The organism is Pseudoalteromonas sp. 2CM39R, from assembly GCF_023161845.1.
Genome location: NZ_JALNTM010000021.1, coordinates 39,854 through 60,606, shown reverse-complemented (window position 1 = coordinate 60,606; position 20,753 = coordinate 39,854). Strand labels below are relative to the sequence as shown.

The 20,753-nt window shown below is 41.5% G+C and carries 22 protein-coding genes; 12 read left to right on the top strand and 10 right to left on the bottom strand.

The genetic code is table 11. From position 1 onward, the window contains the following. Window positions 1-59 precede the first annotated feature (59 nt). Window positions 60-1,007, top strand: a complete 948-nt coding sequence (locus tag MTF66_RS31135; protein ID WP_248529576.1) for a DMT family transporter — start codon at window positions 60-62, stop codon at window positions 1,005-1,007. On the opposite strand, the gene MTF66_RS31130 is transcribed toward MTF66_RS31135, so the two are convergent. From MTF66_RS31130 to pdsO, 3 genes are read right to left on the bottom strand one after another with little or no spacing between them, the layout of a single operon-like run. Next, entirely contained in the window at window positions 914-1,501 is a 588-nt protein-coding gene (locus tag MTF66_RS31130) for a class GN sortase (RefSeq protein WP_248529575.1), read from the bottom strand. The genes MTF66_RS31135 and MTF66_RS31130 overlap by 94 nt on opposite strands. Further along, window positions 1,489-3,489, bottom strand: coding sequence for a marine proteobacterial sortase target protein (locus MTF66_RS31125; protein ID WP_248529574.1), 2,001 nt, complete (start codon window positions 3,487-3,489; stop codon window positions 1,489-1,491). Before MTF66_RS31125 ends, MTF66_RS31130 begins: the two co-directional genes overlap by 13 nt. 26 nt (window positions 3,490-3,515) lie before the next feature. Continuing rightward, complete coding sequence (gene pdsO, locus MTF66_RS31120) at window positions 3,516-4,253, bottom strand: sortase-associated OmpA-like protein PdsO (RefSeq protein WP_248529573.1); 738 nt, start codon at window positions 4,251-4,253, stop codon at window positions 3,516-3,518. Window positions 4,254-4,472: 219 nt separating this feature from the next. Between pdsO and pdsR the strand changes: the two genes are divergently transcribed. The 4 genes from pdsR (at window position 4,473) to MTF66_RS31100 (ending at window position 7,832) form a co-directional block, all read left to right on the top strand. Then, window positions 4,473-5,162, top strand: coding sequence for a proteobacterial dedicated sortase system response regulator (gene pdsR, locus MTF66_RS31115; protein ID WP_248529572.1), 690 nt, complete (start codon window positions 4,473-4,475; stop codon window positions 5,160-5,162). After that, window positions 5,162-7,288 (top strand): proteobacterial dedicated sortase system histidine kinase, encoded by a 2,127-nt coding sequence (gene pdsS, locus MTF66_RS31110; RefSeq protein WP_248529571.1) that lies wholly within the window; start codon window positions 5,162-5,164, stop codon window positions 7,286-7,288. The genes pdsR and pdsS overlap by 1 nt, the downstream gene beginning before the upstream one ends. A 113-nt stretch (window positions 7,289-7,401) precedes the next feature. Continuing rightward, window positions 7,402-7,572: a hypothetical protein gene (locus tag MTF66_RS31105; protein ID WP_156426462.1), complete on the top strand. Its 171-nt coding sequence runs from the start codon at window positions 7,402-7,404 to the stop codon at window positions 7,570-7,572. 50 nt (window positions 7,573-7,622) lie between these two features. Then, the gene (locus tag MTF66_RS31100; RefSeq protein ID WP_054551195.1) at window positions 7,623-7,832 is read left to right on the top strand and encodes a hypothetical protein; all 210 of its coding nucleotides are present in this window, start codon (window positions 7,623-7,625) and stop codon (window positions 7,830-7,832) included. 164 nt (window positions 7,833-7,996) lie between these two features. Here MTF66_RS31100 and MTF66_RS31095 read toward each other — a convergent pair whose 3' ends face one another. Genes MTF66_RS31095 through MTF66_RS31080 form a run of 4 tightly spaced genes read right to left on the bottom strand, consistent with a single transcriptional unit; the run spans window position 7,997 to window position 11,838 of the window. After that, window positions 7,997-8,497, bottom strand: a complete 501-nt coding sequence (locus MTF66_RS31095; protein ID WP_058585737.1) for a DUF1543 domain-containing protein — start codon at window positions 8,495-8,497, stop codon at window positions 7,997-7,999. 8 nt (window positions 8,498-8,505) lie between these two features. Continuing rightward, on the bottom strand, window positions 8,506-9,849 hold the full coding sequence (locus MTF66_RS31090) for a sigma 54-interacting transcriptional regulator (RefSeq protein ID WP_248529570.1): 1,344 nt from the start codon (window positions 9,847-9,849) through the stop codon (window positions 8,506-8,508). A 2-nt stretch (window positions 9,850-9,851) separates the two neighbouring features. Beyond that, window positions 9,852-10,379 carry a hypothetical protein gene (locus tag MTF66_RS31085; RefSeq protein WP_248529569.1) on the bottom strand — a complete coding sequence of 176 codons (528 nt, stop codon included), beginning with the start codon at window positions 10,377-10,379 and terminating at the stop codon, window positions 9,852-9,854. 1 nt (window position 10,380) lies between these two features. Then, window positions 10,381-11,838, bottom strand: a complete 1,458-nt coding sequence (locus tag MTF66_RS31080; protein ID WP_248529568.1) for a HAMP domain-containing sensor histidine kinase — start codon at window positions 11,836-11,838, stop codon at window positions 10,381-10,383. Window positions 11,839-12,150: 312 nt separating this feature from the next. Here MTF66_RS31080 and MTF66_RS31075 point away from each other — a divergent pair, with 312 nt between their 5' ends. From MTF66_RS31075 to MTF66_RS31055, 5 genes are all read left to right on the top strand, one after another. After that, window positions 12,151-12,378, top strand: coding sequence for an EF-hand domain-containing protein (locus tag MTF66_RS31075; protein WP_248529567.1), 228 nt, complete (start codon window positions 12,151-12,153; stop codon window positions 12,376-12,378). Between the two features lie 9 nt (window positions 12,379-12,387). Continuing rightward, on the top strand, window positions 12,388-12,615 hold the full coding sequence (locus MTF66_RS31070; RefSeq protein WP_054551189.1) for a hypothetical protein: 228 nt from the start codon (window positions 12,388-12,390) through the stop codon (window positions 12,613-12,615). Between the two features lie 68 nt (window positions 12,616-12,683). Next, complete coding sequence (locus tag MTF66_RS31065) at window positions 12,684-12,947, top strand: EF-hand domain-containing protein (protein ID WP_308200273.1); 264 nt, start codon at window positions 12,684-12,686, stop codon at window positions 12,945-12,947. Between the two features lie 4 nt (window positions 12,948-12,951). Next, the gene (locus tag MTF66_RS31060; protein WP_054560867.1) at window positions 12,952-13,185 is read left to right on the top strand and encodes an EF-hand domain-containing protein; all 234 of its coding nucleotides are present in this window, start codon (window positions 12,952-12,954) and stop codon (window positions 13,183-13,185) included. Window positions 13,186-13,278: 93 nt separating this feature from the next. Next, window positions 13,279-14,919, top strand: a complete 1,641-nt coding sequence (locus tag MTF66_RS31055) for an amidohydrolase (protein WP_248529566.1) — start codon at window positions 13,279-13,281, stop codon at window positions 14,917-14,919. A 12-nt stretch (window positions 14,920-14,931) separates the two neighbouring features. Here MTF66_RS31055 and MTF66_RS31050 read toward each other — a convergent pair whose 3' ends face one another. Next, window positions 14,932-15,162, bottom strand: a complete 231-nt coding sequence (locus MTF66_RS31050; RefSeq protein WP_054560869.1) for a YgjV family protein — start codon at window positions 15,160-15,162, stop codon at window positions 14,932-14,934. 268 nt (window positions 15,163-15,430) lie between these two features. Here MTF66_RS31050 and MTF66_RS31045 point away from each other — a divergent pair, with 268 nt between their 5' ends. Together MTF66_RS31045 and MTF66_RS31040 are read left to right on the top strand one after the other, a co-directional pair. Next, window positions 15,431-16,087 (top strand): Crp/Fnr family transcriptional regulator, encoded by a 657-nt coding sequence (locus MTF66_RS31045; protein ID WP_054560870.1) that lies wholly within the window; start codon window positions 15,431-15,433, stop codon window positions 16,085-16,087. A 361-nt stretch (window positions 16,088-16,448) separates the two neighbouring features. After that, entirely contained in the window at window positions 16,449-18,377 is a 1,929-nt protein-coding gene (locus MTF66_RS31040; RefSeq protein WP_248529565.1) for a hypothetical protein, read from the top strand. A 216-nt stretch (window positions 18,378-18,593) separates the two neighbouring features. Here MTF66_RS31040 and MTF66_RS31035 read toward each other — a convergent pair whose 3' ends face one another. Together MTF66_RS31035 and pepB are read right to left on the bottom strand one after the other, a co-directional pair. Further along, a complete protein-coding gene (locus MTF66_RS31035) occupies window positions 18,594-19,160 on the bottom strand; it encodes a phosphoribosyltransferase (RefSeq protein WP_054560872.1) in 567 nt (188 codons plus the stop codon). A gap of 199 nt (window positions 19,161-19,359) precedes the next feature. Beyond that, on the bottom strand, window positions 19,360-20,655 hold the full coding sequence (pepB, locus tag MTF66_RS31030; protein WP_054560873.1) for an aminopeptidase PepB: 1,296 nt from the start codon (window positions 20,653-20,655) through the stop codon (window positions 19,360-19,362). Window positions 20,656-20,753: the final 98 nt, after the last annotated feature.

Sequence of the window (20,753 nt, the reverse complement as noted above, 5' to 3'; positions counted from 1 at the left end):
AAGTTAAAAAAATTCATGCTAGGATCGCGCTCTCGTTTTTTTACTCAATAGCGACGCCTATGCCAGCCAGTTTATGCTTAATCATCGCGACCTTTTTATGGGGTAGCTCCTACATTGCTCTAAAGCATGCAATCAATGTTTATGATCCTGTGTTAGTGATATTTTTAAGAATGCTAACCACGTTATTGATTAGCTTATGTTTATGGCGCTATATAATCCGCTTTGAGTTTAAACCAGGTGACTGGAAGTACTTAATTGGTATGTCGCTGGCTGAGCCTTGCTTTTATTATTTATTTGAAGGGCATGCCCTTGAATATACTTCGGCATCGCAAGCTGGGGTAATTGTTTCTTGTTTACCAATTATCGTCGCTATTTTGGCGCTCTTAATATTAAAAGAGTACATCAGTAAAGCCATCGTCGTTGGTTTTACCTTGTGTATTGGTGGCAGTATTTTATTAACGCTATTATCACCAAGCACTGAGCAAGCCCCTAACCCACTGCTTGGTAACTTTTTAGAGTTAATGGCGATGGTTTGCGCCGCGTTTTATACCGTGAGCGTAAAACACCTAGTAGCTCGTTACTCACCACTTACTTTAATTGCAATCCAAGGGTTTAGCGGTAGCTTATTCTTTGCGCCATTTTTATTTTTCATCGAACTACCCAGCGAAAATCAGCACGATTTAAGTGCCCTTCTGAGCATTTTATATTTAGGCTCATGTGTCACTTTAGGTGGCTATGGCATGTACAATTACGCCATCAGTAAAGTGTCGGTGTTAACCGCCGCTGCTTACTCAAACCTCATTCCAATTTTTGCGTTAATTTTGTCTGCCATTCTACTTGGTGAAGTACTGACACTTTGGCAATGGGTGAGTATTGCGGTGGTATTTGCCGGTGTTATTGTTAGCCAACGTCATCAAGAGCTCAAAGTTGAAGTAGACGATGATAATTTATCAGCCGAAACCAATAGCCTAAACTCAGTCCCTGAAGCTAAGGAGTCAAAAGGGTAACAGGTTAATAAATAAAGGCCTGATTGTGCTAAAAACCCTTGTTCGCTTTGATGAATAACATCAATGCTGCGAACTTGATAGTGTTCAATCTGGCCATTTTGCAACTGCATACTGAACTGCTCACCCACTTCGACATGTTTTAGAAATGCAAAGTGGGTGTCGTTATGACCAGCTATTAACACCCCTTTTGAGCTGCCAAGTTCACCGCTTGGCAAAAAATGCCCAGGTGCAAACGCGAGGTTTCGCCCCGATGCACCAGCAAGTACAGTCAACTCTTGCTGCTGACTTGGCCAATTTATGTGTGCAGTGACATAACCATCGGCGTAAAACCAAGGCCTTACTTGCTGATTAGGACTTTGCAAAGCTTGCTGCCAAGCAGACTCAATCAATGCCTGTGCCAGCCAAGCTTTCGCCTGCATATATCCACCATTAACAAACAATGCGATGCCAAGTAAGGCGCTGCAAACTGGCAGCGCTTTTTTTAGCGTCGCCATTGCCATAACCATGAGAATGTAAGCAACAACAACCCAAGTAACATAAACACCCGGCTTTGTCCGTCGGTTTGCGGTAGCGTCATACCGTTAGGAAGTTTGTTTCTAACTTGCATTGAACGCTCTGCAATCTCATTACCCGCGTAGTTATCAACTGCAATAAAGGCCGTAAAAGGGCTAAGTAAATGATGCTGAAGTGCCAATGCTTCGACTTCTGCGCGTACCGTTTGTTTTTCGTTATAAAGCAGCAGCGATTTAATTTTTTGTCTGGCCCAGAGTCTAGCGATACCTTCGCCATTTGCGGCATTGGCTGTTGCTAAATTAATCGTCATTGGCCCTGTGTTTGTCTGCCCCTTTAATGTTAAGTGCTGACTGCCATCAAGCTTCACGGCAACCAAAACCGGCTCTGAAAAATACAAGTCAGGTAATGGCGATGGCCAGTACTCAAGTGCTGCTTTGTCACCTTCAAGAGCAAGCTCTGTAACAGCGGGATGCGCCAGCTTATCAAAAAGTAGCTGCATTTTTGGCTGTACTTGGCTGGTGCTACTTATAAAAGTAAATGTACCACGACCAATATCAGCAGCTCTGGTCATAAAAAAGCTATTAGGCGCGCTACCAATACCGACGGTAAAGAGTCGGCTGTCACCTAAATCTGTTTGAATTTGTTTAAATAGCTGCGTTTCGTTACCCACACTGCCATCGGTTAAAAACACCACTTGGCGTACAAAACCATCATGCTGTTTACCATCAAGTACCTGAGTCAGTGCTTTTGCTATTTCGGTGCCGCCATCAGCTTGTAAGCCATAAATAAAGCGCTCTGCACGGCGAATGTTAAAGTCATTGGCAATCATTGGCGTGTCACTTAATACCGACACTTCGCTATCAAAGCCTATGATGTTAAAACTGTCATTTTCATCCAATAACGAAAGGGCATAAAACAAGGCTTGTTTAGCCTGCTCCATTGATTGGCCATGCATTGAGCCAGAGGTATCAACAACAAACACCATTTCGCGAGGAAGTCGAGCTTGCGAGGTAAAGTGATCGCTTGGCGGTACTAACATAAGTAAACCATATTCTTGCCCTGCTACTGTTTCGGTAAAAAATGCAGCCTGTGAGTGGGCTTTATCAAGGGGTTTAAATGTCAGCTCAAAGTCTCTATCCATCGGAACATCACGATTAAGTGATAATTGATAGCGACCAAAGCTTGGATTATCGATTTGCATGCCCGCTAAATTAGCGCTGATATCACTGAGTTCAAGACCAATATCCATCGCAATAGCAAGATTTAGGCTCGCATCAGACTCTTGGCTTTGCGCACGATGAAAAACAGGCTTTAGCCACGCTGATGCCATTTGCGCTGTGTTAGCTGTTGCGTCGTTCAGTTGTTCAGTGCCTTTTGTTTCTAGATCCGCTTTTTGCTGTAGTTCTGCCGTTAAAGGTTCGTAGCGCGGCGTAATAGTGGTTGGAAAGCGCAGTGAAAACACACCATCTCGAAAACCGATTATCTCTTGGTATTGCAAGGTAATTTCAATCTCTTCCCCTGCTCCAAGGTTTGCCACATCAGTAGAGAAAATATTTGCACGTTGCTGACGAACTAAAGCGGCGCGTTTTCCCTGTTTTTGAGCTTGCACAAATTGCTGTTCAGCCTGCTGTTTAAGGGCAATGTTACCGGTGATAATGCGCTCACCAATTTGCATTTGCATGGCATGAACTGCGCTTTCATCAGGTAACGGAAAGACATAACGGGCATTGACTGCAAACGGGTGCGGGTTTTGATAACGTTGTTTAACAACAACATGATTAATAAGCCCAGTGAGCGTCATTGTGACATCGTTTTTCACTAATAAGCCCGACGACACTTGGCTATTTGAGTCATCATAAAAACGCAGTTCGGCACTGGCATTGGCCGCAAATGCAGGATTAACTGCATAACCTAATAAGAGGATAAAAAGGCTCCCAAAAAGGAGCCTTTTGGTACGGTTACTCAACATAATATGTCACTCCATCGACAGATGAATTAGTGGTTACTTTGTGCTGTACGTAAGCTGCTTTGTGACACAGGGCGTGTCGTTAAGGTTACACGGCGGTCAAACACGTTGTCTTCGTAGTTATTTGAATCGGCAACACTTTGCTGCTCACCAAAGGCAGTTGCGGTTAAGCGCGTATGAGGCACACCTTGTTTAATTAAGTAGCTTTGCACTGCATTTACACGCTGTTTTGAAAGCATTAAATTAGCCAATTCATCACCACGCTGATCTGCAAAGCCATTTAAGTCGATAGCCAAATTTGGCTGGGCAATCAATAACTGCGCGACTTTGTCGAGTTGATTAGCAAAGTGTGGGGCAATTTCGCTAGAGCCGGTTTTAAACTGCACCGTCATCGCCAATAGGGTGTTCAATTGGGCTTGTAGTAACTGCTCTTTTTCGTCAGCTAATAATTCAAGCTGCTCACTTAGGGCGGCGTTATCAGCAATCACTTGTTGGTAATCAGCGGTTTGCTCCTTCATTACAACTAATGCGTGAGCTTGTTCATCAATGGTGTTGTCTGCCGCTTCTTTTTCACCAATTAAGCCACCAGCAAACGCGCCAATAAATGCCCCTACAGGGCCGCCGACTAAGCCGCCAACAACTGCGCCAGCACCTAAGCCAATGGCTGTTTCTTTTGGTGTTTCTTGTTTACTTTGACTCGCAGCATCTGCAAAAGGGGCTACAGATACAGCAGATGTAATAACAGCGGCAATAATTAATTTTTTCATGGTTTAATCCTTTTTCTACTTAATTGCTTGGCAACATTGGTTGGTGTTGCGAACTTGGTATGGAGCTATTAAAACAAGTCGAAATGGCAATAAAGAGGATCAAAAAAGGCAAACTGCTGAGCAATTGTGGCAGAAAAATGGCAATCGCGTTTTTGCCAGTACGCAAGGCAAAAAATTAGGTATAGTTCGCTATAGAAAGAATTTAAGTAAGTATTAACAATGAAGAAAATAGCAATCGTTGAAGATGAAACAGCAATCCGAGAAAACTACACTGAAATGCTCAGCGCTCAGGGCTATCAGGTTGTAGGCTTTGCTGACAGAGCCAGTGCTGAACTGGCATTTAGTCAATCTTTACCTGATTTAGCCATTGTTGATATTGGCCTTGGCCATGAAGTGGATGGTGGTTTTTTACTTTGCCAAACATTACGCAGTCTTTCTAAAACCTTACCGATTATATTTTTAACCGCCCGTGATAGCGAAATTGATACTGTATGCGGGCTGCGCATGGGAGCAGACGACTACTTAACCAAAGACATCAGTATGGCGCACCTTGCTGCTCGAATTGGCGCATTGTTTAGACGCCTTGATGCCTTTGACCAACCTGCCGATCAAACCGCTCTTTTGCATCGCGGCCCGTTAAAGTTAGATACTCAGCGCATGCAGGTTTTTTGGCAAGAGCAACTGGTTGATTTAACTGTGACAGAATTTTGGATGGTACATTCGCTTGCACAGCGCCCAGGCCATGTAAAAAGCCGCAACGAATTAATGAGTGATGCCAAGATTTATGTTGATGACAGCACTATTACTTCACACGTAAAACGCATTCGTAAAAAATTTATTGCTTTAGATGGTACATTTGACTGCATTGATACCGTTTACGGTATGGGTTATCGCTGGGAGCAAGCTTAATGCTGCGTTTGGGGCTTAGAACAAAGTTTATTTTCTTATCCTGCTTTTTATTTTTATTGCCTTGGCTTGGCTATGAATATGTGTGGGAAATGGAAAAGTTCTTAAGACAAGGGCAAGAAAAAACCTTAGTAGGCACCACCCGCGCACTCGCAACCGCATTACATGAGCGCCCCGCTTTGTTTGACTCGCAAACCAACTTTTTAGATCAAGTTGTAAAAGGCCGAGATTTATATGCCTATAACCTAAATAACCCCATTCAACTTGATGGTAAATTGTCGGAGTGGCAGCCTTATCAAAGCTTATTTTGGCATTATGACAAACGCTACTTACAGGGGCTAAGCAATGAGCATCAAGAAAGTGATCTAAGTTTTGATCACATGGTAGGCAAGTACGAAAACTACCTTTATGCGGCATTTAAAGTCACTGACAGCTCACTGGTGTATCGTGCTAAAAATGTGCTTAGCTTTACCCGTAATGATCACTTACAGATCATGTTAAAAACACCTGAAGGTGAATTTAAAAGTTATGTGGTGGCCGCCCGCCAAGATGGTTGGGTTAATGCCTTTGACGCCACAACACAAGAGCCAGTCACTAAAATCCAAGGCTATTTTAAAAGCACCGACACGGGTTACAACATAGAGCTGCGTTTTCCGCTTTCGATGCTAGGTAATAAGCTTGGTTTTGCGATTGAAGATTGGGATGAAGACAAGGTTGAGCCTCAGCTAATGTCGACCTCAAACCTACAAAACCCCAATGATATCGGCTCAGTTTTAGTGCCTTCACCAGAAATTAACCGTATTTTGAAAGGCATGGGCCACAGTGGCAGTCGAATTTGGGTCGTCGATAACCACCACCGTGTACTTGCGCAATCAGGCTCAATTCATCATGCCGATGGCGTTTGGGCAGACGGCCTAAAAGATGCGCCGGCAACAACATGGTGGCAACGCTTTGAGCAAGATTACTTACACCCTATTTACTATAAAATTTTAACTCGCCCAGAAAATGAGTTCATTGATACCTTACATGATGTCGCTGCGATGCAAGGTACTCATATTGCCAGTGCTTTAAATGGTAAACCTGCATCATCATGGCGCTTAACCCCAGATAACAAAGCCGTTATTTTATCGGCGGCCTACCCTATTTGGATCCAAGATAAAGTCATTGGTGCAGTAATCGCAGAAGAGACCACCAACGGCGTGCGCACCCTACGTAATAAATCGTTAGAGAAACTATTTAATGTCATTTTAGCGGTGATGCTTGTTGGTACTGTGACGCTATTCTTTTTTGCTTCAAGAATTTCCAGCCGTATTCGCCGCTTACGTGACAATGCCGAGCAAGCCATTGATGCCCAAGGGCGGATCACCGGCAAAATTACTTATGCCGATTCGAATGACGAAATTGGCGACCTTTCTCGCAGCTTTGCCAACATTGTTAGCCGTTTAAGTGGTTATACTGATTACTTAGAAAATATGTCATCACGACTCTCCCATGAGCTGCGTACGCCTGTGGCTGTTGTACGCTCATCACTTGAAAACTTACAAATGCAGCCGCAATCTGAACTGAGTCAAAAATACCTCGACCGTGCTAGTGAAGGGGTTGAACGGTTGGGCAAAATAATAACCACCATGAGCGAAGCAACGCGCCTTGAACAAAGTATTCAAAGCGCCGAGGCAGAAGAGTTTGACCTGACAAAAGTGATCACCGGCTGCATGCAAGGCTATCAAATAACCTATGGTGAAAGCCTGTTTACCTTGTCACTTTGTAAAGAGCCGTTAAATGTTAGTGGCGCTCCTGAGTTTATTGCGCAATTACTCGATAAGCTCATCAACAATGCACTGGAGTTTAAAACCCCGCAAAGCACAATTTCAGTCAGCTTAACCAAGCAAGAGCACCATGCATTATTAACAATTAGCAACCAAGGGCCTTTGCTCCCTGACGGTTTAGTTGAACATATTTTCGACTCAATGGTCTCGGTGAGAAGTCAGCAACATCAACAGCAGCCCCACTTGGGTTTAGGTCTTTATATTGTAAGGCTTATTTGCGATTACCATCACGGTAAAGTATTGGCAGAAAATTTGGATGATGGCACAGGTGTTGTGTTCACTGTGGAGCTGCCTATTAAATAAGCATATTTGCGTTACATATGATTACAGTTTAATGACTGGGTATTCACCGATAATTCAGATTACAGGACGTAATATTTGTAATACAAAAGGCAAATTATACTTTGGAGGGCATCATGCGATCTGGATTACAACGTGAAGAGATTGAGTTCATTATGGGGCTATTTAGCTATAATGAAGCAACCGATAAACCAGCGGCCCCAAAAAAGCAGCCTGTAAAAGCTGACACTAAAAAAGTTGATACAGCGCAATATAAAGCAAACTACAAAGCAACTTATTTGACCTGAGTAAGGCGAGATCATTACAATGGCGCACCTTTGGAATATAACGCCTTGTAATGAAAAAACACTCACCTAAAAAAGAACTGATTTTACTGCCCGTTTTATTCGTGGCTATTTTACTTTGTGTTGCAGGTCACTTCCTACTCCAGCCCAACTACCAAGACAGCCATACCGTTGAGTATTTACTCGCTGCACTGCCATTTGCCTTGTTTGGATTGGTGATTATCGCCTTTAAAGTTGCCAGTAAAAACGATAACCAAGAATAGCTTATACCAATTCGCTTAATTAAGTGGTCTATTTTGAGGCAAGAAAACCTCGTTGATAGCAAGGCAAACATTTCGTTATTTAGTTGTTCTAAATCAGAAATTTTTAACGCAGGTAGCGACAGGTTTAATCCCTCAAAATGATTAAGTATTATTGCGGATTGGTATTACAGAACGTGATAGCCAAACCAATCGGGCTTCATTGCTTGTGCTTGCCCGCTTGGCGTTAATTTTATTGATAAGTTGCTATCTAACAAATCAATCGCAAAACAATCGTCTACATCGTGTAAATCATCTTTATGAAGATGAGTCATTCCAGCTAATAAAGACTCTTTAGCGCGTTGCTTTGCTTCTTCACTGCTACGGGCAACGTACAATGCAAAATCATGTTGCTCAGCAAGGCTATCTGCTCGATAGGCACCTAAATTCACAAAATACAGTTTTTCAGCTTGGTGATGCGCAGTATCAACCACTTCGACCTGATAACCATCAATGTGCTGAATTTGCATGTAGCTATCCATGTGCACATTGCTTTTATCACCCACCCACTGTGCTTTTAGCTTTGAATAGGTTTGTTCAATGTTATCGCCTACGACAAATCGAACGTCGTGCATTTCAATGTGGCAGCCTTGAATACGACCGCCCAGATAGACTAAAAAAAGCGCCATGTTTTTCCTTATATTAAGCTTTCAACATTAATGTTGTGCTTTTTAATTAATTTATAAAAATCTGAGCGATTACGTTTCGCAAGCTTTGCAGCTTCAGCAACATTACCTGCAGACATTTTCAGCATATTAATTAAGTAATCTCGCTCAAATTCTTTTTTTGCATCATTTAGCGAAAGTGGCTCAGCAATACTAACATTGCTGTTTAAGGCACTCTCGACTAGCTGAGCTGCAATCACTTTACCAGGTGTAAGGGCTACTACCTGCTCTATCACATTTTGTAACTGACGGATATTACCCGGCCAGTCATAGCGCACCAGCGCATGCATCGCATCATTAGCAAACTGCTTTTGCTCTTGCCCCATACGTTTAGCAATTAGACCTGCAAAATGCTGTGCAAGCAAACTTATATCTTCTCGGCGTTCACAAAGCGGAGGTAGTTTTAAGTTCACCACATTTAATCGGTAGTATAAATCTTCACGAAACTGCTGGTTATTGATTGCCTCAGGAAGATTCTTATGAGTCGCCGACACCACCCGCACATCAATTGGGATCTCTTCTTGAAAGCCCACAGGGCGAATGGTTTTCTCTTGTAAAACCCTCAGCAGTTTGACCTGTAAATTTAGCGGCATATCACCTATTTCGTCCAGAAAAAGGGTACCACCTTGTGCTTGTTGAAACAAACCTTGATGGTCTTTGACTGCACCTGTAAACGCGCCTTTTTTATGTCCAAACAATTCAGACTCTAAAAGCTCCCCCGGCACAGCGCCGCAGTTAATTGCCACAAATGGCCCGCCACTAACATGGCTGTGTTGATGTATTGCTTGTGCAAGCAGCTCTTTACCTGTGCCGCTGGCACCTGAGATCAACACATTCACTTGCGTTGGACCAAGCAATTTAACTTGCTCAAGTAAATGCAACATCGCGCCGCTACGGGTGACAATATTCATTTGTGTCGGTGTTTCATCACCGTGTACACCATGGATCTCAATAGCTTTAGCAAGGCTGTCGAACAGCTCATCTTTATCAACCGGTTTGGTAATAAACGCGAATATACCTTGTTTAGTCGCTTCCACGGCATCAGGTATCGAACCATGTGCTGTCATCATAATCACCGGCATCGAAGGGTAACGACTTTGTAATTGGCGATGTAGAGCCATGCCGTCCATTTCATCCATTCTTAAGTCAGTGATCACCGCATCATAGGTTTGGTTTTTTAGTGTTTGTAATGCCTCAATGCCACTTTCGACTGTGCTTACCAAATAGCCTTTTGACTCAATTCTAATTGCCAGTAACTTTAATAAACTCGCATCGTCATCTACTAATAGAACCCGTGGTTTTGTTACTTCATTCATGGTTACTGCTCCTTGGTCTCTTCACGTAGCAGAAGTTGTTGTTCGATAGTCGCAAGCGACGATAAGGTTTTTTCCATTTCATCACTTAGCGCTTGTTTAGCTTGTTTTGCCGCTAAATTCTGTTGTAAATATTGCTTTTGTAACCATAGATACTGCTTAATATCATCTGGCCAATAAAAAGCATGGTCACTTTTTTCAAGCTGATTAAGGGCTTTTTCTGGCTCAGAAGCTGCGAGTAAACAAATCGACTCAAACAGACGCTTTAGCTCATTCTCGCCAACATAATTTGCTTTATCAGAGCTTGCTTTAAAGCCACCGCACTTGGCAGCATGCCAAGCAATGACTGTACTTGCAGGCGGGTATAGCGGCTCACTTTTCGGCCGAGGCTTTGGATTAGGTTGCCCTTGAGGTTTCACACCTTTTGTCGGCTCTACTTGCTTTGGCTCAACATGCTTTTGCGTGATCGTGCACCCTGTTATAAAAAGCGTGCCTATAACAAGCATAAAACTGGCTTTATTCGCTAAGCCCATATCAGTTAACTCCTTGGGTTAATTGAACTGGTAAAATGGCTGTAAATACACACCCTTGTGGCTCATTATCTGTAATAGAGAGCTTACCGTTTAATTGTTCAACAGTTTCTTTAACGATAGTTAAACCAAGTCCGCTGCCCATTTCAGTATGTTGTTTTGCATTCTTGCCTTGGTAAAAAGCCCCAAACACAGCGGCTTTTTCAGTATCTTCTATCCCTACTCCTAAGTCGCTGACACTCAAAATTAACTGCCCCTGTTTTAAGCTTGCTTTTATTGTCACTGACTCATGTTCCGGCGAAAACTTCAGCGCATTTGAGGTAAGCTGAATAAGCACCATTTCAAGTAGCTCAATTGAGATAAACAAGGCTTTATTTGGTAACTCGTTAACCCAAGTAATGGATAAATCACGCGCTGATAATCGGTGCTCAAAATGACGCTCAATTTTATTCATCATCAAGTTAAAGTTAAGCTCGCTTAGGCTTTGCTTACTCGTTCGAATCGCGTTGTAACTCAATAAGCTTTCAATCATGGCTCTGAGTCGCACCATACTTTGTGTTATTAACTCAAGGACAGCTTGTTGCTCGCTATTGATTGGGCCAACAATTTCATCTGCAAGTAAGTCTGTGCCTTCAACCATCGAAGCAAGGGGCGTTTTTAGTTCATGTGTCACATGGCGTAAAAACGTATCTTTTTGCTGCTCAAGCATATGTAACTGCGCTTGAACCCACTCAAGTTTATTACCTAATTCAACTAACTCTGACGAGCCGCGAACTTGAATTTTTTGCTGCCAATGGCCTTGCCCTAGTTTATCAATTACATGTGTGAGTTCTCTGAGTCGTCCGCTGATCCGCCAAAGAAACCCGCCCCCGACCATTAACGTGAGTGGAATTAACGCAACTAGCCAATTAATAAATGAAGCTTGAAGTGCTTTTAATTGCTGCTGATTTTTTGTGATGCGTAATTCATTTTGCTCTTTGAGCCAATTTGTTTGCTCACTGATAAGCTTGCTGGCAGGTGCAAACAGTTCACCATCTTGCTTTTGCTCTATCAACAAGTGCTGTTGTGCAAATTGTAATACCTCAGCCAGTTGCCGCCACTGTGAGACATAATCAGCGGTTGGGCTTAAAAATATAAGTTCATCAATACTTTGCAGTGAAGATTGCCACTTATTGGCAATCAAGCTATCGAGGGATTCACTTTTAAGCACCCAATTTTGTCGAGTTGCCCTTTCTAAGCTATTTAAGTCTTGTTTGAGGTTATTAAATGCTTTAGTGATTTCGTAATTGTCACCGACGATTTCTTGAGTCACCGCTAGCTGCTTATTAAGCGCATTTAAAAATAAAATCACCACCAAAGATAACGGTAGTAAAGACAGCAAAATGCTACAGACGAACTGGCCAATAAGACTAGGTCGCCAATTGAGTAACTGTTTTATTTTTATCGCTACTGTATTTTGCATATTCACTCTCAACATAATTTCAGATGCTGATTATTAGTGAACAAACTTAGACACTCGCTGAATCCGACCTTAAAAAGTACTGATTTCTACCCAAAAACCGATACAAAGTTGCTATTTGGCAACAGGCTAACTCATTGAAATAAAATGGATAAAGTTTTAACACCTGAAAATCGTTGCAAAAAAGACACAACACCCTGTAACTATTTCGCATTCAAAACCACATAAAAACCATAAACTATTGATAATTAGAACCTTTTAACATTGGCACTGATTTTGATTAGTACTAAGCAAATTAGTTATTTAGGACACAAAATGAAAGTAACGGCCCAGGTAGCCACCCTACTTATAAGCATCTTCTCGCTAAGTAGTTATGCACTAGATTTGCAAACAACGTTTAACGAGCTTGATAAAGACAGTAATGGCTTTTTGAGTGAAGCAGAAGCATCTGAAGATGCATTATTACATGGCAACTTTACTCAAATTGATAGTGACCAAGATGGCCAAATTTCATTTTCTGAGTTTCAGTCGTTTATTCAATAGGAGATTGTAATGAAACAACTATTAGCTGCATTCTCGCTGATGTTTTTAGTTATCAGCGCCACCGTTTTAGCATCACAGATGGATGTTCGATTTGCTAAATTTGATACAAACGCCGACGGTGAGATTTCATTAACTGAAGCAACCAAACACGATAACTTACTTAAGCAATTTGCCGATCTGGATGAAAACGGCGATCAGGTTCTGTCTGAACAAGAGTTTGAAAAATTCAAACCTTAACGGCTTAAAGTGCTTGCCATAATCCCAGAGGGAATGTGTAAACGGATTTAAATTATGGGAGTTAAATTATGGCAAGCACTTTTATTTGGAGAGTAATTATGAGAATTTTCTGGCTTGCTTCATGTACCTTAATTACTATAAGCTTCAATAGCTTAGCATTGGATGTAAAACAACGATTTGATCATCTCGATAAAGATAAAAATGGTTTTTTATCTGTGCAGGAACTGTCTTCTCAACCGCACTTGCAAAAACGCATGGCGCAGTGGGATACAGATAAAGATCATCAAATCTCGCTCCTTGAATTTAAACACTATTTAACAAACAAGAGTTAAAATAATGTCAAAATTAACCTTTGCCAGCCTAATTTTATGTGGTGTATTTAGCACAATAAGTTTTGCTGCAGATAGTATTGGTGAAAAATTTAAACAACTTGATCGTAATGACGATGGCTACCTGACTCGCTCAGAGTCAGCGAGAGATCCTGCTCTGTGGTCTCGTTTTAAAAACTACGACAGCGATAAAGATAATAAATTATCGCTCAGTGAATTTAAGGTCTACGCAAGCAAATAAAGAGTTACAGTTAATTATTTACTTGCTGCTGAGTTGCAGTTTACTGCAACTCTGATACTGTTTTCATAAATCAATAAAAACTATTAGAAGATTATGAAACTCATCATCAGCTTACTGGCAACAGCTTCACTTAGCTGCTTTGCCAACACCACTGTTATTTACAATGTAAATGGCTACACGCCTACCTACAAAGGTGAAACCCAACACTTTTCTGCACTGGTTTTTAAAGACGGTAAAGTCGTAAAAACAGGCACTGACTCAATTAAAAACAGCTTCCCTGACGCCACCGCAATTGATGGTAAGCAAGCCACGTTGTTACCTGGTTTAGTCGATGCTCATGGCCATGTAATTGGTTTAGGTAATAATCTTTCACAACTTGATGTCAGGAATACGCGCTCGGCAGATGAGGTTGGCAAAATGCTGGCTGAGTTTGCCAAAGATAAACAAGGTTGGATCATTGGTCGCGGTTGGAACCAAGAGCAGTGGCCTGGCGGTGAATTTCCAACTGCCGCTAATTTAGACAAATATGTAAAAGACAAACCTGTGGTGCTTTCTCGCGTTGATGGCCATGCTGTGTGGGTTAACTCAAAAGCCATGGAACTTGCAGGTATTGCCAAACAAACTCCCTCTCCTGCCGGCGGTGAAATTTTAAAGCTAGATTCTGGCTTACCTTCAGGGGTATTTATTGATAAAGCTGAAACACTTATTACCCAGCATGTACCAAAAGCAAGTCATGCCAGCATAAATACAGCATTAGATAATGCTGGTGAACACTTGCTGAGTTTGGGTATTACATCAACCCATGATGCTGGTATCGATTATGATACATGGCAAGTGTACAAGCAGCGCTCTGAGCAAAAGTCCCTTCCGGTTAGAATCGTTGCCATGCTAAGTGCAGCCGATCCTCAGCTAGAAACCATGCTCAAAGCGGGCAAATATAAAGACATGAATGACATGCTGTCGATTCGAAGTGTCAAAGTGTATGCGGATGGTGCTTTAGGAAGTCGAGGCGCAGCCCTTATAGAGGAATACGCCGATCGTAAAAATCACCACGGCTTAATGCTTGAAACCCAAGAAAAACTTGAGCAACTATTTAACCTAAGTTTTGCTCATGGTTTTAGTGCGAACACCCACGCCATTGGTGATAAAGCCAATCATGTTGTACTCGATGCCTATGAAAATGTGTTTAAAAAAACCGGTGGGATTTTACTGCGTAATCGAATTGAACACGCACAAATTGTGACTCCTGAAGATATCCCTCGTTTTAAAACGTTAAAAATTATTCCATCAATGCAGCCTGTTCATTCAACCTCTGATATGCATATGGCAGAGCAGCGCCTAACTGAAAAACAACTTGAAGGGGCGTATGCTTGGAAAACCTTTTTAGCCCAAGGCTCAGTAATTGCTGCAGGTTCTGACTTTCCTGTAGAGCTTGCTGATCCGTTTGATGGCTTATATTCAGCCATTACACGAATGGATCATAATCAACTTCCTGAAGGTGGCTGGCGACCACAAGAGCTACTTTCGCGTGATGAAGCTTTGCGTGCTTTTACTTTAGGTGGTGCTTATGCTGCACATCAAGAATTTAAGGTAGGTAGTTTAGAGCAAGGAAAGTGGGCTGACTTTATTTTGATTGATAAAGACTATTACAAAGCCCCAGTTTCTGAGATCCACGATATAAAGGTGACACAAACTTGGATTGCGGGCGAGCTGAAATATAAAAAAGAGAAATAATATTACTGAGTGTTACTCGGCGTCAGCTTTTTGCTGGCGCTTTAATTTAATGATGTGGTAAATATTCACAAACGCCAGTAAGCCATTGGTAAAGGCTACCGGAACGGCACCAATTGCCAGCCCGTAGAAGGTAAATGCAATACACCCTGCGAGGTTGAGCCAGCGTAGTTTTACTACATCGCTCATTGTCAAAGAAGCAACCAACAGTGCTGACGCTAAATAGCCTAAATATTCCCAACTCAATTGTTCTCTCCTAGGCTTTAGGTTAGCATTGGAGCTTGTCATTTTTTTTGACGCACTCAGTGCTACTTTGACAATAAAATAAAAAAGCTAACTTACTAAAAACCTTGTAAAGCTTAAGAATAATCTTAGCTTTAAAATCATTACACGGGAAATGAAGGTATCAGTAACGTGAAACACCTTACTAGCAAGTTAGCGTAAATTCTTAGAATCTTAATGCTAGCGTCATTAAGATGTAATAAATAGGACAATTGTCCGAAGAGCGGCGTTAATGTTTCAATATCATTTTTCAAGCTATCTTGTTGACCAATTGCTGACATTTGCTGGCAGCAGTTTTCAACAAGCTAAAAAAGAAGTGCTGATCCACCAAGATCAACCTTTGTCAAAACTCGTATTAGTTAGAAGCGGCACAGTGTCGTTCAGCTATGACGTGGGTAATGGCCGACGCCTTCTTTTGGGCCAGCTTGATTGTAACAACACACTGATTGGTGAGATTGAAGCTCTGAATAACTACCCGTGTATTTACACAGTTACGTGCTTTAGCGATGTAAGTTACAACCTAATTGAGCTTAAACATTGGCGCGCACTACTATTAGAAAAGCCTGAGTTAAGCTTATACACAGCGCAAACTATTGCTGCTAAGTTCCAAGAAAACCAAAAAATAAACTTAGATAAGCTGCTATTACCACTTAGCTACAATATAGCTAAAGATTGCTTATTAAGAGCTGAAAACAGTAATCCAACGTTACTGCGTGCTTACCCTACCGTAAATGCCGAAGCAGAACGCTTTGCCACCACAGAAAGAGCTTATAGACGAGTAGTTACAGAACTAGTTGAAAAAGGCTTAGTGCAACGAAGCAATCAAGGTTTACAAGTGGTAGATATCGACAAGCTTAGTGACTACGTAGAAAGTTTTGCGCAGTTATAAATGTGTTACAAATTTTTCTTAAATGCTTTAAAATAATATTACCAAACTGAAAAGCAAAGTCAGCACAAGTTCAGTTGGATAATCTATAAATATTCATAGAGTTAAGCTTCTTAACAGTAAGACTCTATATTACAATTTAGCAAAGCGGTTTGTTATCAGCTGTTGCACTTGAAAGATAAGACAGAACTTTCTTATTTTATTAATGAAAGTATATATAATGTTCACTTGACGTATATATAATGTACGCTTATCCTTCAATAACAGATAACCATGTGTGGCGTTTTTTCGGTGCACAAACCGGTACTATTTGCTCTAATAAAAGTCTGATTACTTTACGAGAAAGGAAAGAAAGGTAACGATTATGGGAAACAATGAATTTAAACTAACCAAGCTAGCGCTAGCGTTAGGTGTCACTTTAAGCTTAAGTGGTTGTTTGAGTGATGACGACAAAAACGACACAGTGCCTGAGCCACCAGTTCCAACACAAGATGTAGCAGTTCCACCTACGGCAGCTGAGACTCAAGCAGGTGCTATCTCTGTTAGCTTAATTGATGCTACAGGAGAATTGCTTGATGAATCAGTGACGGCAACCATCACATTTACATCTTCTGAAGATGGCTTACTAAGTGTTGCTGGTGATGCACTTTCTGATGAAGACAAGTCAACTACAGATGGAGCTTTCAGCTTTACTCTTGAGTCGATCCCTGCTGATGGCGTAACTTACGATTATGTTGTTTCTGCTGAAGGATACTTAAATAATTCTGGCTCATTCACAGTAACAACTACTGAAAACGTAGCAGCTGATGAAATCCGACTAACGCCACGTAATTTAGCTGATTCTGATGTTCCTATTGTTGCGGAAACAAAGTCATTAGAATCTTTAGTACCTGAAGGTGAAAATACAACTGTAGCTTATGACCCTACGACCGGTTTAAGCGTTTCTGGTGATAAAGACGAAATTGAACTTCCTCAATCTGTAAACAAAGCTGGCGTTGCTGTTGGTGGTACTACTGTTAAAATTAAAAACGGTACTCAGTTTTTAACTGCTGACGGTACAGCTTTAGAAACAGTGCCTGAAATCACTGTGGCTTACTTTGCTAACGAAGCAACACGTAATGAAACTGAAGCTGATAGCGCTACAGTTGAAAATTCATCTCTTGATGCATTTCCTGGTGGTTTAGCCCTTTCTGTTGCAAACCCTGATGGCTCAGATTCAAATGTTTCTGGTTCATTTACATCAGGTGGTTTCGTTGCAATCGAGCTTACTGATGATGCTGGTAATAAAGTAAAAACATTCGGTGAAGGAAACTCTCTTACTGTTGCAATGCAGGTAGATCAGAATACTTCAAACCCATGTCCAGTTTCAGTTCCGGCTGGTACAACTGACCTTTCGGCATATGCAGAAGCTAATGGCTACAGCATGGGTGTTTGTACGTTACCTTCTCCAACAGCTCGTAAAATCGCTGTAGGTGATGTATTCCCAGTTTGGAGTTATGATGAAGACGCTGGTAAGTGGTCTTTTGAAAGCTATGGTGAAGTTACAGATAACGGTAGTGCAGACACGTTTGACGTTTCTGTAGACGTTAATCACTTATCTTATTGGAACTTAGATTACTTCAACAACAATCAATGTTCTAGCGTATCATTCGATATTGTTGACAGTAACGAGCAACCAAATGCAGGCCGATATAGTCTAGTAATTGAGAATAACGGTTTCCGCCGTAATGTTCGTAATTTAAGAGCTAATAGAGGCGATTATTCACAAGCTAATATAGCTAATCCTCCTGGCTTCCCTGTAACATTGAAAATACGTCAAAATGGTGCGAACGTTTTAGCCGGTTTAGCAAGTGATGCGGGTACTACTGCTACGAAATTGAGCGTTAGTAATATTTGTGATTTAGATGGCGAAACTTTAAAGCTAATTACTCCAAACCCTGGCATTATTTCTAAGCAAGTTACTACTCAGTTAGTTTGTAGTAACACTGAAGACTTTGATGTTAACACTGATCCAGTTCCTACACCTACATATTCTCGTCTATTCTCAGGTAATGCACTTGTAAATACTTACTATGGAGAAGGTGCTACATTTAATGTTGCTTTAGAAGAAGGTTCAAGCTATTCAATTAGATATTATGACTATGGTAATAGACAATGGCTTTCTCAAGATTTAGAGGTAAACACAACACCTGTAACTCTTGATATTCCTACAGTTTGTGAAGTTGTTGAGCAACCAATCACAGGTGGTACTGGTGGTACTGGTGGTACTGGTGGTTCTGGTAACGGTGGCTAGTCCACAACGCTAACAAAGCTTTTAAAACCGCGCTTGTGCGCGGTTTTTTATTGCCTATTTAAAACTATACATAAACACCAATATTCTCTTTTGTGATAAGCATCAATGCATTTGTGCAGCTTAAACTACCCTATTATCAATAGGGAGTTTTACGCACTTAATTTCAGGCAATAAAAAAGGCTCACTAAGAGCCTTTTATGAAACATCTGAACAAGATTACTTTTCAAGTAAAATGTCGTGGATGTTCGCTAAATCAGACTTACCTTCGATAATTTCGTCTGGCGTTAGGCCTGAAAGTTCATGAGGGAACACTAACCACTCTTCAGACTCATGAATGAAGTAATCTGGCACCATGTCTACCTTTGAGTTCTTCGGCTTGTAGTATGGGCATGCAACGCGAATATCACGTGGTAGGTTTAAACGCATTAACTCCGAAAGCTTTTCTTTTAATGCAAAAATACTGCGGCCAGAATCGAACACGTCATCAACGATTAGTAATGAGTTATCTGCATTGGCATTTTCAATGATGTAATGCAAACCGTGAACTTTGATCTCTTTCGACTGCTGGTTAATACCGTAATATGACGAAGTACGTACTGCGATATGGTCAGTTTCGATGCCTTTGTAATCGTAATATTCTTGTACTGCGATACCAATTGGAGCACCACCACGCCAAATACCAATGATGAAATCAGGACGGAAACCATCTTCATAAACTTGTGCCGCAACACGAAATGAATCTTCAAGAAGCTGCTGCGCAGTGATATAGCACTTATCTGACATAAATAGAGACCCCAGTGTGAAATGATCATTCAAGTGTAGCTAATTTAATAAAAACTAACCACAGGATGAGAAAATGTGGGGCGTGATTTTATACTAATTTACTCAAAAAAGCTTGTATCAGTTTGTAAAATTCCCCTTTAGATCAAAAAAGCCCCTTAACTTAGATAAAGTTAAGGGGCTTAATGAAAAAGATAATTGCTTACGCTTTTTCTAGTAATGTTCTTGCAACGGTACGCATACCTTGTGTTGTTGCGCCTGCAGCCCACTCGCTTGTGCTACCCATGTTAAATGCTGCAGCAAGGTCAATATGGACCCAACCTTTGCCTTCATTTGGCACAAAGCGTGATAAGAAACCAGCCGCATTAGAAGCACCACCGTAGCCACCACCTTTTTGTGGACGACTGTTTGCCGTATCAGCATATGGCGACGGGCAATTTTGTTGGTGCCACTTTTCTAGTGGTAGTGGCCATGCAGCTTCCATTTCTTGCTCTGCAAAGTCTTGTACGTCACGTACGAGCTCTTTATCAAGACCGAACAGTGCATTGTATTCTTGACCAACAGCAACAAGTGCAGCGCCTGTTAACGTTGCAGCATCAATGATTAATGGCGCGCCAGACTCACCTGCTGCCATTAAACCATCAGCTAGTACTAAACGACCTTCAGCATCAGTGTTAACGATTTCAACCGTTGTACCATTTTTATACGTTAAGATATCGCCAAGTTTGTAGGCGTGGCCTGAAATTAAGTTTTCAGCACAGCATAAGAACAACTTAATGCGTTTGTTGATACCACGGCTAATAGCAAGTGCTAAACCTGCAGTCACAGTTGCTGCGCCGCCCATGTCGCATTTCATGCCTAACATGCCTTCGCTTGCTTTGATTGAGTAACCACCTGAATCAAACGTAATGCCTTTACCAACTAAAGCAGCCGCAACAGGGGCATTTTCATCACCTGTAGGGTTGTAATCTAATGCTAATAATACCGGTGGACGCTCACTACCACGGCCTACCGCGTGAATACCAATCCATTGTTGCTCTAATAAAGCATCACCTTTAATAATTTGGTAACTTACGTGCTCAGGTGCTAGTGACTGAATAAACTCAGCTGCTTTACCAGCTAGGCTCTCTGGGAAAATATCATCAGCTGTGCCATTGATCATTTGACGAGCCCACGTCGCAGCTTGCTTTAAAGAAGCCAATTCTTTGCCGTCTGTTTTTGCATTTTCAACAAACTCAATAGCATCTAAATTCTTTGGTGAGACAAAGCCTTGGTAGAAAGCCCATTGTGTTTCTGTACACCAAACATCGCCCACTAAGGCAATATTTTTTAAGCCTTGATTAGCTAACGTACGTGCTGCTTTTTGTACGTTTTTAAGTGTATCTTGCTCAGTTAAATGAACAGTTGCGCCTTGTTCAGTAAAAGAAAGAGCGGCTTTTTCGCCCCAATGTGCGGCAGCGCCCTGCTCGCTAAGTTGAACTAGAAATTTTTCTGACATGTTAGAATACTCTTTGCGCTAAAAATGTTGCTCGAGTTTACTACAGCCAACGTCAGTTCCCAACAGCTTGCGATAAATAGCATTATGAGATGTGGTTC